Raw genomic sequence first — 13861 nt, 5'->3', positions numbered from 1 at the left:
CCCGATCCGTCGCTGTTTACGCCGCTGCAAGTTCGGCTACGCAGACACAATGACCGGCCGCGAAATGCTTGCGGGCCGCTACGAGCTCAGAGATTTGCTGGGCTGTGGCGGCATGGCCGAGGTCCGCGACGGGTGGGACACGCGGTTGAGTCGCCCGGTAGCCGTCAAGCTGTTGCACCCTCACCTCGACAGTGACCCCGGCATCCGGGGCAGATTCGAGGACGAGGCGCGATCCGCCGCCGGACTATCGCATCCCAACATCGTGTCCGTGCACGACTCTGGTGTGCACGACGGCAGGCCGTTCATCATCATGGAACGCCTACCCGGACGCACTCTCGCCGACGTCATGGCGGACGGACCGATGCCTCCGGCGCAGGTTCGGTCCGTGCTCGACGACGTGCTGGCTGCCCTTTCCGCCGCGCACGCGGCGGGGGTGCTGCACCGCGACATCAAGCCGGCCAACATTCTGGTGTCGACGACCGGTGACTGCATGAAGGTCGCCGACTTCGGTATCGCCAAAACCGGCGGCGCTGCCCACACCACAACAGGACAAATAGTCGGCACGCTCTGTTACATGAGCCCGGAGCGGATCACCGGCGCTCCCGCGTCCGTCCGAGACGACCTCTACGCCGTCGGGATCATCGGCTACGAAGCGCTCTTGGGACGTCGGGCCTTCCCACAGGACAATCCCGCTGCGCTTGCGCGGGCGATCATCGATGCGCCACCGCCGCAGCCGGTCGGCGCGGTACGTAACGATGTCGATCCCGTCCTGGCCCAGGTCGTCGACCGCGCCATGAGCCGCGACCCCCGCCTACGCTTCGGCAGTGCCGCACAAATGCGTGCAGCGCTCGCCGGTGACGCCGTCGCGCTGCACGCGGGCATCGTCCCAGCGGCGCAGCCTCCACGTCCGGGGACGAAGGTGCTCGCGCAGCCATTGCCGCCATCGCGGGCATACCCGGCGCCGCCACCCGCACCCCCGCAGCGCAGGACACGTACACGCGGGTACCTGATCGCCGCCGCCGCGGTGGTCGCCTTCGTCGTCGCCGCGCTTGCGGTGGCCATGGATCCGTTCACGACGTCGCCGCCGCCGCAACCGGTCAGCACCAGCACGACCATGCCGCCACCCCCGCCGACCACGCCCCCGCCTCCTCCGCCATCGACCACCGTCGCCATCCCGGTGGTGCAGCCTCCGCCACCACCGGCGCCGGCGGAGAAGGGGCCGAAGGGCAACGGCAACGGTAAGGGCAACGGAAACGGGAAAAAACCGTGAGCACCCCGCAGTCAGGCTTGGGTGGCTTTGTCCTTGCGGGAGAACACTTTCCGGCCGGCCGGCGCCTTGGTGCCGTCGTCGAGATCCGCGGCGGTGAGCTCATCGGGGGTGGGTAACCGCAGCGACGCCAAGCCTGCGTAGATGCCGTTGCCGAGCTCGACGCGATGGACCGTGACATGCACCGGCGTCCACCCCCCATGGCGGGCGACCATGCGCAGCACACCGTGTGCGGCGCCGGACTCGAACGCTGCGGCCATGGCCTCCAGGGTCGGCTTGTCCTGCGGATGGGTGGCCAACCGGTTGACCACGCCGCCGCGCCAGTCGAAGAAGGGCGCGGGATCGTCGATCCACTTGAGCAAGGTCCAGTGCATCGGATCGACGAGCGCCCGGTGCACACCCGGCTCGGCCAGCCCGTCCAGAATCCGCTGTCCCAGCAGATCGTGCTGCAGACTCGCGCCGTCGCGCACGCTGCGCCAGTTCATCGCACGGCAGATCAGACGTTCGCTGCCGTCGTCCTGGATCTCCGGAAGCGACCGGGCGACGAACCCGACGGTGATCGGGTCGCCGCGATAGTCGGTGACATCCCAGGTGTTGCAGATGGTCATCCCCGCCTCGGGATTGATCACCATGCTGATCACCTCGGCCTCGTTGGGGTTGAGGTTGCGTCGCGGCAGATCGTCGGCGAAGACGCGGCCGTGGGTCGTCTGCTTGGCCGGATTCCACCCGCCGACCTGCAGCGACTCCGGGGTGTCGGTGGCCGTTCCCGCGGTGAGGTCCCACAGCAGCGGACCCACCATGGGCCTTTCCGGGGGTGTCTCGTCGGGCGCCCCCAGCCAGATCTGGACGCCGTGGATGCGGCCGTCGGACATCTGGACGACCTCGGTCTTGATCACCCGGTCGTTCTTCGGCGTGATGCTGCTCATCGCGCCCCCGGCGCGGACCGCTTCGCCGATCGCGGTCTGGATGGCCATCAGGTGGGGGTTGCGGCGCAGGTAGGCGCTGACGGGAACCAGGTCTTCGGTGCGGGAACCATGCGCGACCACGACGGGCTCGGTGCCAAGTGTTTCCACGAGCATCCAGTCGTGGGTCATGGCGATGATCCTACCGAGGGCGGGGCGACCCCCCGGACGGGAAGCCGGCGGTCAGCAGTCCGACGACCAGCCTCAACACCCGGACCGCGCCGTCTTTGTCCAGCGGATCGTTGCCGTTGCCGCATTTGGGGGACTGCACACACGACGGGCAGCCGCTGGGACATTCGCACGCCTCGATCGCCGACACGGTGGCGCCCCACCAGCGGTTCATGGTGCGGAATCCGCGGGCCGCGAAGCCCGCGCCACCCGGATAGCCGTCGTAGACGAAAATCGTGGGCAGGCCGCCCACCGGTCCGACCGCGGTGGACACCCCGCCGATGTCGCCGCGGTCGCAGCTGGCCACCAGGGGCAGCAGCCCGATGGCGGCGTGCTCGGCCGCGTGCAGCGATCCCGGAATCCGCAGCGGGTCGATTCCGCTGTCCTGCAGCGCTTCCGGCGTGATCGTGCACATCACCGCGACCGTGTCGAGTGTCCGGGTGGGCATGTCGAGTTCGACGAAATCGATGACCTCGCCGTCGAGCCGGCGACGCAGGTACCCGGTGACGGTGTTACTGACCGACACCGGCACCAGCCCCACCGTGACCGCGCCGTGCTCGGTGCGTTCGCCGTGGCCGGTGACGGCGATGTCGGTCAGCTCCCGCGCGAAGGTCGTGTATCCGGGATCCTCGGCGTGCACGAACGCGATCCCGTCCTCGAAGTCGAGCGAATCGACCACATACGTCTCACCCTGGTGCAGGTAGACCGCCCCGGGGTGTACCGACGCGGGCGCCTGCCCCGCCCCGGCGCTACCGAGCATACGGCCCGTGCCGTCCTCCAGGATCGCGATCTGACCACCCGTGGACCCCCGGATGTCCACGGCGGGGTGCGGATCGACGCCCGGGCTGGGGAAGTACCCGCTCGGCCTCCGGCGCAGCAGGCCGTCGTCGACCAGGGTCGCCGCCACCGATTCGGCGTCCCACATCCGCACTTCGGCCTCGGTCAGCGGCAATTCCGTTGCCGCACAAAGTAGCTGCGGTCCCAGCACATAGGGGTTCGCGGGGTCGATGACGACCCGTTCGATGGGGCGGTCCAGCAGCGCGGACGGGTGATGCACCAGATAGGTGTCCAGCGGATCGTCGCGCGCGATCAACACGATGAGCGCACCCTGCCCGCGCCGACCCGCCCGCCCGGCCTGCTGCCAGAACGACGCGACGGTGCCGGGGAATCCGGCCAGTACGACAGCGTCCAGGCCGGCGATGTCCACCCCGAGCTCGAGGGCGTTGGTGGTGGCCACGCCGCGCAGCTCGCCGTCGGCCAGCGCCCGTTCCAGCCTGCGCCGGTCCTCGGCGAGATAGCCGGCCCGGTAGGAGGCCACCTGCTGGGCCAGCTCGGGCGCGGTGTCGGCCAGCCGGGCCTGCGCACCCAGTGCCGTGAGCTCGGCGCCCCGCCGCGACCGCACGAAGGTCAGGGTGCGCGCACCCTCGGCCATCAGGTCGGCCATCACCCGCGAGGCCTCCGCGCCGGCCGACCTGCGCACCGGCGCTCCGTTCTCGCCGAGCAGATCGGGGATCAGCGCGGGTTCCCACAGCGCGACGGTCCGGGCGCCCTGCGGTGAGCCGTCGTCGGTGACCTCCACCACCGTCTGCCCTATCAGCTCCGACGCGGTCGCGGCGGCCTGCGAGGTGGTGGCGCTGGCGAAGATCACCGTCGGCCCGGCGAAGTCGGCGCCGTCCGGCGCGTATCTCGCGCACAGCCGGAGCAGCCGGCGGAGCACCATTGCCACGTTGGAGCCGAAAATCCCGCGGTAGTAGTGGCATTCGTCGACGACCAGATACCGCAGATTGCGCAGGAAGACGGCCCATCGGGCGTGGTTGCGCAGCATCGACAGGTGAATCATGTCGGGGTTGGAGAAGATCCAGCGCGAGCGTTCCCGCGCGAAGCGCCGCACTTCGGCGGGGCTGTCGCCGTCGTAGGCCGTCGGCCCGACATCCGAGAGTCCCGGCACCGCCGACGTGAGCGATGCGGCCGCACGCAGCTGATCGTGCCCGAGCGCCTTCGTGGGCGACAGGTACAGCATCCGGGACCGCGGATTCTCCTTGAGGGCGGTCAGTATCGGCAGCTGGTAGGCCAGCGACTTGCCCGAGGCGGTACCGGTGCTGAGGACCACATGCCGTCCGTCGTGCGCCAGATCGGCCGCCGCCAGCTGATGCGACCACAGCGATCCGACCCCGCGATCACCGAACGCGCGCACCACATCTGGGTCCGCCCAGTGCGGCCACGGGTGCGACCTGGCGCGCCGCGGCGCCAGGTCCGCCACATGGCGCAGCGGGTGCTCGTCGGCGGCGGTGCCCTCGACCGCGCAAGCGAGCAGCTCGCGGCCGAAATCCGGCACCGGATCTGTCACGTCGGACCCTCCCGGTCGACGCCTGGAGACTCCCGGGACCAGGCGCAGAAAACGTTGTGTGTGAATTGTTCACTACATGATGATTCGAAGGCCTTCTCGGACTGTCGCTGCAGCCCTGAACGTGATTGACTAATCGCGGTCGCAGCTTCTGTGTTCGCGTAACAGCACTCGCAGGAACGACGTTGCGGTCGCGGTTCCTGCGAGGGTTGTAGGTCGGGTCGAGTTCCGAGCACTCCACGAAGGTATGGCGGTCGGAACGGGCCCGGTCTGCCGAAGTGGCGGACCGCACCCGGTGAATTAAGAGAAGGAAAGTACGAAAGATGCCACAGGGAACTGTGAAGTGGTTCAACGCGGAGAAGGGCTTCGGCTTCATCGCACCCGAGGACGGATCCGCTGACGTTTTTGTCCACTACACGGAGATCCAGGGTTCCGGCTTCCGCACCCTGGAAGAGAACCAGAAGGTCGAGTTCGAGGTCGGCCAGAGCCCCAAGGGGCCTCAGGCCACCGGCGTCCGCGCCGTCTGAGCAGAACCACCAAGACCTCTGATCACCCCCGCGCCGTCCACCCCGGACGACGCGGGGGTGTTTCTTTTCCGGCGCGCGCGCCGATCGGGGCCTGCGGCCGGGTAACACGTCTGCGGGGTCGGGCTGGCTTAGTGTCAGGTGTGTGAGCCAGCTGTCCTTCTTCTCGGCGGAGTCGGTGCCCCCGGCGATCGCCGACCTGACGGGCATCCTGGCCGCCCACGGCCAGGTGGTGGTTGTCAGCGACGGCCAGCACCAGGGTGCCCGGTTGTCGGTGGTCGTCGACGCCCTGTGGCGGGCCGAGGCGCTCGCCGAGATGATCGACGACGCGGGGCTGGAACCGGAGATCGGCCGCACCGACGAGAACAACCCGCTGGTGCGCACCGCCGTGGACGCCCGTCTGGCCGTAATCGCCGCTCAGTGGACCAGGGGCGCCGTCAAGACGGTCCCGCCGCAGTGGCTGCCCGGCCCCCGTGAATTGCGGGCCTGGACGCTCGCGTCAGGCATGCCGGAGGCCGACCGCTACCTGCTCGGCCTCGACCCGCACGCTCCCGACACACATTCGGCGCTCGCATCGGCAATGATGAGGGTGGGGATCGCACCGACGCTGATCGGCACTCGGGGGTCGCACCCGGCTCTTCGGATCAGCGGACGACGACGGCTATCGCGCCTGGTAGAGAACGTGGGGGAACCCCCCGCGAGCGCCGACGCGTTGTCGCAGTGGCCGACGGTATAGAAGGTCTGCGACGCTCGGTCACGGGAGGCGCGGTTTGCGCTGGCAAGCCCAGAGTGCGAAATTGTCAGTTGCCGGAGCGGGTCGCGTGAGTAAATGCAAGCCGCAGGCAGCAGAAGAATGGTGGAGCTAGATCAGTGAATGGGTCACGTGGCTGACGACGACCGCGACAGCGGTGCAGACGGTGCGGAGTCCCGTGCGCGTAGGGCCAACGGCTCACCCGTGCGGCGGCTCGTCATAGTCGAGTCGCCCACCAAGGCGCGCAAAATCGCTGGTTACCTCGGGTCCAACTACGTCGTGGAGTCCTCCCGCGGCCACATCAGGGATCTGCCCCGCGCCGCCGCCGACGTCCCCGCCAAGTACAAGTCCGAGCCGTGGGCGCGCCTGGGCGTCAACGTCGACTCGGACTTCGAACCGCTCTATATCGTCAGCCCCGACAAGAAAAGCACCGTTGCCGAGCTGAAAGACCTGCTCAAGAACGTCGACGAGCTCTACCTGGCGACGGACGGTGACCGCGAGGGCGAGGCGATCGCCTGGCATCTGCTGGAGACGCTCAAGCCGCGCATCCCGGTCAAGCGGATGGTGTTCCACGAGATCACCGAGTCCGCGATCCGCGCCGCCGCCGAAGACCCCCGCGACCTCGACATCGACCTGGTCGACGCCCAGGAGACCCGCCGCATCCTGGACCGGCTGTACGGCTACGAGGTCAGCCCTGTGCTGTGGAAGAAGGTGGCGCCCAAGCTCTCGGCGGGCCGCGTGCAGTCGGTGGCGACGCGCATCATCGTCCAGCGCGAACGGGAACGGATGGCGTTCCGCAGCGCCGGGTACTGGGACGTCAGCGCCGAACTCGACGCCAGCGTCTCCGACGCCCAGGCCAGCCCGCCCACTTTCACCGCCAAGCTCAACTCCGTCGACGGACGGCGCGTGGCTGCCGGCCGTGACTTCGACTCCCTCGGCGCGGTCAAAAAGCCCGGCGAGGTGCTCGTGCTCGACGAGGCGGCGGCCAACACCCTGGCTGCGGGTCTGCGCGGTGCGCAACTGGCCGTGTCGTCGGTCGAGCAGAAGCCGTACACCCGCAAGCCCTACCCGCCGTTCATGACCTCGACGCTGCAGCAGGAGGCGGGCCGCAAGCTGCGGATGTCCTCCGAGCGCACGATGAGCATCGCGCAGCGGTTGTACGAGAACGGCTACATCACCTACATGCGCACCGACTCGACCACGCTGTCGCAGTCGGCGATCGACGCCGCGCGTAACCAGGCACGCCAGCTCTACGGCGAGGAGTACGTGCACCCGACGGCGCGCCAGTACACCCGCAAGGTCAAAAATGCCCAGGAGGCCCACGAGGCCATCCGCCCGTCCGGCGACGTGTTCCAGACCCCTGGCCAGCTGCACGCCCAGCTCGACACCGACGAGTTCCGGCTCTACGAACTGATCTGGCAGCGCACCGTCGCCTCCCAGATGGCCGACGCCCGCGGCACCACGCTCTCGCTGCGGATCGGCGGCGCCGCCTCCTCGGGCGAGCAGGTCGTGTTCAACGCCAGCGGCCGCACCATCACATTCGCCGGCTTCCTCAAGGCCTACGTCGAGAGCCTCGACGAGCAGGCAGGCGGAGAGGCCGACGACGCCGAGAGCCGGCTGCCGAACCTGACCGAAGGCCAGCGGGTCGACGCCAAGGACCTGACGGCCGACGGGCACACCACGTCGCCTCCGGCGCGCTACACCGAAGCCTCGCTGATCAAGGCGCTCGAAGAGCTCGGCATCGGCAGGCCGTCGACGTACTCGTCGATCATCAAGACCATCCAGGACCGCGGCTACGTGCACAAGAAGGGCAGCGCGCTGGTGCCCTCCTGGGTGGCGTTCGCCGTCATCGGACTGCTCGAACAGCACTTCGGCCGTCTGGTCGACTACGACTTCACCGCCGCGATGGAGGACGAACTCGACCAGATCGCGTCCGGCACCGAGCAGCGGACCAACTGGCTCAACAACTTCTACTTCGGCGGCGAGCACGGCGCCGACGGCTCGATCGCCCGTTCTGGCGGGCTGAAGAAGCTGGTCGGCGGCAACCTCGAAGAGATCGACGCCCGGCTTATCAACTCCATCAAGCTCTTTGACGACGCCGAAGGGCGTGCGGTCAACGTCCGCGTCGGCCGCAACGGTCCGTATCTCGAGCGGATGATCGTCGACCCGGACAGCCCCGACGGGGAACTGAAACCGCAGCGCGCCAACCTCAGTGACGATCTGACGCCAGATGAACTGACCCTGGAGCTTGCCGAAAAGGCTTTCGCCACACCGCAAGAGGGCCGTTCGCTGGGCGTGGACCCGGAGACGGGCCACGAGATCGTCGCCAAGGACGGACGGTACGGGCCCTACGTCACCGAGGTGCTGCCCGCGCCTCCCGACGAACCGGAAGACGGGGCTCCCGCCAAGAAGGGCAAGAAGCCGACCGGGCCCAAGCCGCGCACCGGCTCACTGCTGCGCACGATGGATCTCGAGACGATCACCCTCGAGGATGCGCTGCGGCTGCTGTCGCTGCCGCGCGTCGTCGGCGTCGACCCGGCCAACGGTGAGGAGATCACCGCGCAGAACGGTCGCTACGGCCCATACCTCAAGCGCGGCACCGACTCTCGCTCACTGGCCACCGAAGAGCAGATGTTCGACATCACCCTCGACGAGGCGCTGAAGATCTACGCGGAGCCCAAGCGGCGCGGCAGGCAGGGCGCCGCGACGCCGCCGCTGCGCGAGCTCGGCACCGACCCGGTGTCAGAGAAGCCGATGGTGATCAAGGACGGCCGCTTCGGGCCGTACGTCACCGATGGTGAGACCAACGCGAGCCTGCGCAAGGGCGACGACGTGCTGTCGATCACCGACGCGCGGGCCTCGGAGCTGCTCGCCGACCGCCGTGCCCGCGGCCCGGTGAAGAAGAAGGCCGCGAAGAAGACGCCCGCGAAGAAGGCGGCCAAGAAGACGCCCGCGAAGAAGGCGGCGAAGAAGGCCTAGCGGCCTTCCGAACTCATCCGCGGCACAGGCGCGCTTCCCTCCGCCGTCACCAGGTTGACCGGACGGCCGAGTTGGGTGGGCGCCGTCCGTCCCCGCAGCTCCACGACCTCACCGACGTCCCAGCACAGCGCTTCGGCGTCCAGTGCGTTCGACACGGCGATCGACGAGGCCAGCACGTGCCCGGGTTCCAGCTTGGCGAGCTCGGTCAGCCGGGCCGCCTCGTTGACCGGATCGCCGATCACGGTGTACTCGAAGCGGGCCTGTGCGCCGATGTGGCCCGCGATGGCACGACCCGCCGACACCCCGATGCCGAAGTCGGTTTCGCCGAGCACGTTGATCAGCTCGTCATGCAGTTCCCGCGAGGCGGCCAGCGCGGCGCCGGACGCGTCCGGGTGCTCGATGGGCGCGCCGAAGATCGCCAGCGCGGCGTCGCCCTGGAACTTGTTGACGAAGCCGCCGTGCCGGTTGACGGTGTCGACGACGACGCGGAAGAAGTCGTTGAGCAGGCTGACGACCTCGGAGGCGGGCCTGGTGGCCGCCAGATGCGTCGACCCGACGAGGTCGACGAACAGCACCGCGACGTCGCGTTCCTGCCCACCCAGCTCGGTGCCGCGCTCGAGCGCGCGCCGCGCCACGTCCTCGCCGACGTAGCGGCCGAACAGATCGCGAAGGCGTTGTCGTTCGGCCAGGTCGCGGACCATGTCGTTGAAACCGGCCTGCAGCAGCCCCAGCTCACTGGCGTCGTAGATCTGCATGTGGGCGTTGTAGTTGCCGCGTTGCACCTCGCCGAGGGCCCAGCGCAGCTGCCGCAGCGGGTCGGCGATGGACATCGCCACCAGGACGGTGCTGGACAGCCCGATCACCAGCCCGACGATCGCCAACAGCAGGATCGTGGTGATCAATCGGTCCGCCGGGGCGGTGAGCACTTCGAACATGCTGGCAACCAGTGCCAGCACGATGGCCAGCAGCGGCACTCCGGTGGCCAGTACCCAGGTCAGGACCTGGCGGAGGATGACCCCCGGGGCGCGGAAGTTCTCCGGCACGCCGCCGCGCAGCGCGGCCACGGCCACCGGCCGCAGTACCCGCTCGGACTGCAGATAGCCGATGATCGCGGTGGCGGTGGCACCGAGACCGGTCGCGACGGCGACCACCGGCGCGGACTTGCTGGCCACGGGCCAGCTGGCCACGATGAACACCACCGAGCCGAGCAGCCAGTTCGTGGCGCTGATCAGTGAGCGGTAGAAGGGCATCTTGAGCGCCCGCATGCGGGCGACCTCGGTGTCGGCGGGATCGCGGTCCCCGAGCAGCATGTCGCGACGCTGCCAGCGCATCACCGGGATCAGCATGCGCAGGGTGAAGTACGACGCGACGGTGAACGAGACGAACAGGTAGGTCAGGAAGACCGCCAGGTTGAAGGCGGGCAGGTCCTGCAGCTGGATGCGGTCCTCGGGCGGCAGCCCGAAGCGCAGAAAGCCGAGGACCAGCAGCGCGCCGATGATGTCGGCCTGCAGCATGCCCAGTGTGAACACCGGCCAAGGCGTGCGCGCGACCCAGCGGACGAATGCGCTGATTCGTCCGACCTCGATCGGTTCGGCGGCCATGGGATTACCGTATCGGGCTCTGCTGACGCGGAAGGGGCGTCTGAGACGGACGTGTCGGTTCGCAGCATTACTGTTATCGGCGATGTCCGGTGTTTTCTCGCGACTGGTGGGCCAGGACGCTGTCGAGAAGGAGCTGATCGCGGCCGCACGCGCGGCACGCGGTGATTCCGCTCACAGCGGGCCGTCCGCCGAGACGGGAATCATGACCCATGCCTGGCTGATCACCGGTCCGCCCGGGTCCGGGCGTTCGGTGGCGGCGCTCTGCTTCGCCGCGGCGCTGCAGTGTCTCGCCGACGGGACGCCGGGGTGCGGACAGTGCCGGGCCTGCACCACCACGATGGCGGGCACGCATGCCGATGTGCGGCGGATCATCCCCGAGGGCCTGTCCATCGGGGTCGACTCGATGCGCACCATCGTCCAGATCGCCTCCCGGCGGCCGGGCACCGGCCGCTGGCAGATCGTCGTGATCGAAGACGCCGACCGGCTCACCGAGGGTGCGGCCAACGCACTGCTGAAGGTCGTCGAGGAGCCGCCGCCGTCCACGGTGTTCCTGCTGTGCGCGCCGTCGGTGGATCCCGAGGACATCTCGATCACGCTGCGTTCGCGGTGCCGGCACGTCGCGCTGGTCACCCCGCCGGTGGACGCCATCGCCCGGGTGCTCATCGAATCGGACGGGTTACCGGAACGCGACGCCGTGTGGGCGGCCTCGGTCAGCGGGGGCCACGTGGGACGCGCCCGCAGGCTGGCCAACGACGAGCAGGCGCGGGAGCGTCGGCTGCGCGCGCTCGGGCTCGCGCGGGACGCCGCGACACCGTCCCGGGCGTATGCCGCCGCCGAGGAGCTGGTGGCCACCGCGGAAGCCGAGGCGAAGGCGCTGACCGGGGACCGCAACGAGGCCGAGGCCGAGGAGTTGCGCACGGCGATGGGCGCGGGCGGTACCGGCAAGGGCACGGCGGGCGCGGTGCGCGGTGCCGCCGGCGCGCTCAAGGACCTGGAGAAACGCCAGAAGTCCCGGCAGACGCGGGCCTCCCGCGACGCGCTGGACCGGGCACTGATCGACCTGGCCACGTACTTCCGCGACGCGCTCCTCGTGTCGTCGGGCGCCACCGGCGTCGTCCCCAACCATCCGGACATGGCCGACAAGGTGGCGGCGATGGCGGCCCACGCGCCGCCCGACAAGCTGCTGCGCTGCATCGAAGCCGTGCTGGAATGCCGCGAGGCGCTGGCGGTCAACGTCAAGCCCAAGTTTGCGGTCGACGCCATGGTCGGCACCGTCGGGCAGGCGCTGCGCGGCTGAGGTCCGGCGGGCTGGAGGAAGCGACCCGGGGATCAACTTGGGCCACCCGCGGGCCCTGTCGTAGACTCATGCCGCTGTTCGTCAGCACGCCGCCCTAGCTCAGTCGGTAGAGCATCTCACTCGTAATGAGAAGGTCAGGGGTTCGATTCCCCTGGGCGGCTCCGTTTTCTTTCCGTGGCGCCGGCCCGGTGCCCCCGCTAGCGCGGGGCGACGAAACCGACCGGCCCGGAGGCCACACACACCGACAGCGCCGAGGTGTTGGCGCTCACCGTGATCGCGTCCCCGGCGCCGGGCAGCCGCACATAGGTCCGGTTGAGTCCCGGCCGGACCGACACCTTGACCTCCTCGCCCTCGGACAGCGACATCGTCATCGAGCCGTCGCTGTTACCGAGGTAGTTGATCTCGACGGTCCAGTCGGCGGGCAGCAGCGGACCGTCCAACGGCATGCGCACGGGGAAGTCGGGCTGCACCAGGTATCCGCATCCCGGATCGGGACCCACCCGGATGCTGCGAACCCAGGTCACCAGGGCGTCCGTCAGCCTGCCCTGCACGTCGAGCATTCGCAGATCCGTTGTCGCTGAGGCAAATTCGGGCCGGTCGTCCAGCAGCGCGAACATGTGTGAGGCCAGGTTCTCCGGCCACGCCACCCGCTGCAGCACCAGCGGATCCACCTCTTGATCGAGCATCGGGGCGTCCGACGACGAGTGCGCCTGGGCGAGCCCCGCCTGCGCGTTCTGCAGGTACGTCTTGGTCGGGTTGTCGCGCCAACTGGTCAGGAACGTCGCCGTCGAGTACAGGCTGCTCGCCACGAAAGTGACTGCGAGAACGGCGGACACGGCCGTACGTCGCCTCGACGCGTTCAGCCACGCCGACCCGTCGCGGTTGGGTGCGCACAACCCGACCGCGGCCAGCAGCGCCAGCACGACGACAAGATCGGGCAGATACCGCAGGGTCTGCGCAAGTTCGAGCGCGGTGAACCGGGACGAGCGCATCAGGTAGATGGGAATCTGGCACGCCACCGCGTAGCCGAGGGCAGCCAGCCAGACCGGCCCGAGGCGTTCCTTGCGCGCCAGTGTCACCGCCAGCACACCCGCCAGCGCCACCCAGCCGAGGATCATCACGGCCGCGGGCGGAACCGCCCACGGCGAGGCAGGCGCCCATCGTTGCCACTCCCACGGACCGCCGACGAGGCCGGGGACGATGCCGTGGGTGACCGAGCGCCGCAACAGGTCCCACGTCATCGGCAGGTCGAAGCTCCACCGCTGCTGATCGACCACCAGCAGGTAGACGCCCACCCAGGCCGCGGTCAGGGCCAGGCTCGCTGTCCACAGCCGGACCCCTCGCCGCCACACCTGTGGCAGGCCTGCGCCGCCGGTGACGTAGCCGTGGAGCGCGACGACGGTGAACGCGACGACCGGGATGATCGCCGACTTCTCGAAGAACAGCAGCCCGCCGAAGTACGCCAGCGCGCCGGACAGTGCGTACCGCTGGTTGCCGGTGCGCACCATAAGGATCGCGTCGGCGCACACCCACGCCATCGCGGCCAGCATCGGCAGCGAATTCAATCCCGCAGCCCACCACGCGAATCCCGGCACCGCCAGCGGGCTGAACAACGCGAACGTCAACGGCACCAACAGGACCGGCCGCCAACCCAGAATCACGTGGAGTGCGCGCAGCAACGCCAGCGACGCCAGCAGGGCGAGCACGACCAGGCTCGCCGCGGGCCAGAACCAGTCCAGCGGGGCCAACCGGGTGATCGCGCCCGCGACCAGGAAGGCGCCCGGCATGACGTGCCCGTCGTGGTCGTCGAACAGGTACTCCGGCGACAGCAGGGATTGGGTGCCTGCCCGACCGACCAGAATCAGGTCGTCCCAATAGAAATAGCCGCCGAAGGCCAGCACCGCGCGGATGACCAGGTGCACGGCGATCAGTGCGACGGCGGCCCTGGCGACGGCAGATCTCACGGCA

At 69.2% G+C, this 13861-nt stretch carries 9 protein-coding genes and 1 tRNA gene; 6 read left to right on the top strand and 4 right to left on the bottom strand.

The window, feature by feature from the left end; genetic code table 11:
* Window positions 1-49: 49 nt before the first annotated feature.
* The gene (locus tag EL337_RS25640; protein WP_048633939.1) at window positions 50-1270 is read left to right on the top strand and encodes a serine/threonine-protein kinase; all 1221 of its coding nucleotides are present in this window, start codon (window positions 50-52) and stop codon (window positions 1268-1270) included.
* A gap of 11 nt (window positions 1271-1281) precedes the next feature.
* Here EL337_RS25640 and EL337_RS25635 read toward each other — a convergent pair whose 3' ends face one another.
* Both EL337_RS25635 and EL337_RS25630 read right to left on the bottom strand, forming a co-directional pair.
* Window positions 1282-2361 (bottom strand): PAS domain-containing protein, encoded by a 1080-nt coding sequence (locus tag EL337_RS25635; protein ID WP_048633938.1) that lies wholly within the window; start codon window positions 2359-2361, stop codon window positions 1282-1284.
* Between the two features lie 10 nt (window positions 2362-2371).
* Window positions 2372-4744 carry a DNA 3'-5' helicase SftH gene (locus EL337_RS25630; protein ID WP_048633937.1) on the bottom strand — a complete coding sequence of 791 codons (2373 nt, stop codon included), beginning with the start codon at window positions 4742-4744 and terminating at the stop codon, window positions 2372-2374.
* A gap of 320 nt (window positions 4745-5064) precedes the next feature.
* On the opposite strand from EL337_RS25630, the gene EL337_RS25625 reads away from it, so the two are divergent.
* The 3 genes from EL337_RS25625 (at window position 5065) to topA (ending at window position 8995) form a co-directional block, all read left to right on the top strand.
* The gene (locus EL337_RS25625) at window positions 5065-5268 is read left to right on the top strand and encodes a cold-shock protein (RefSeq protein WP_006243848.1); all 204 of its coding nucleotides are present in this window, start codon (window positions 5065-5067) and stop codon (window positions 5266-5268) included.
* A 142-nt stretch (window positions 5269-5410) separates the two neighbouring features.
* Window positions 5411-6001 carry a hypothetical protein gene (locus tag EL337_RS25620; protein ID WP_048633936.1) on the top strand — a complete coding sequence of 197 codons (591 nt, stop codon included), beginning with the start codon at window positions 5411-5413 and terminating at the stop codon, window positions 5999-6001.
* 147 nt (window positions 6002-6148) lie between these two features.
* Window positions 6149-8995 (top strand): type I DNA topoisomerase, encoded by a 2847-nt coding sequence (gene topA, locus EL337_RS25615; RefSeq protein WP_370737191.1) that lies wholly within the window; start codon window positions 6149-6151, stop codon window positions 8993-8995.
* Here the strand turns inward: topA and EL337_RS25610 are convergent.
* Window positions 8992-10596 (bottom strand): adenylate/guanylate cyclase domain-containing protein, encoded by a 1605-nt coding sequence (locus EL337_RS25610; protein ID WP_048633934.1) that lies wholly within the window; start codon window positions 10594-10596, stop codon window positions 8992-8994. The genes topA and EL337_RS25610 overlap by 4 nt on opposite strands.
* Window positions 10597-10678: 82 nt before the next feature.
* On the opposite strand from EL337_RS25610, the gene EL337_RS25605 reads away from it, so the two are divergent.
* Both EL337_RS25605 and EL337_RS25600 read left to right on the top strand, forming a co-directional pair.
* Complete coding sequence (locus tag EL337_RS25605) at window positions 10679-11893, top strand: DNA polymerase III subunit delta' (RefSeq protein ID WP_048633933.1); 1215 nt, start codon at window positions 10679-10681, stop codon at window positions 11891-11893.
* Window positions 11894-11981: 88 nt separating this feature from the next.
* A tRNA-Thr gene (locus tag EL337_RS25600) sits at window positions 11982-12054 on the top strand.
* 36 nt (window positions 12055-12090) lie between these two features.
* Here EL337_RS25600 and EL337_RS25595 read toward each other — a convergent pair.
* The gene (locus EL337_RS25595; RefSeq protein WP_048633932.1) at window positions 12091-13857 is read right to left on the bottom strand and encodes a hypothetical protein; all 1767 of its coding nucleotides are present in this window, start codon (window positions 13855-13857) and stop codon (window positions 12091-12093) included.
* Between the last annotated feature and the right edge of the window lie 4 nt (window positions 13858-13861).

It is taken from the genome of Mycolicibacterium aurum, from assembly GCF_900637195.1.
In the GTDB taxonomy this organism is placed as follows: Bacteria; Actinomycetota; Actinomycetes; order Mycobacteriales; family Mycobacteriaceae; genus Mycobacterium; species Mycobacterium aurum.
Note: the sequence above shows the minus strand (reverse complement) of the source record. Positions and strands in the feature narration are given on the sequence as shown.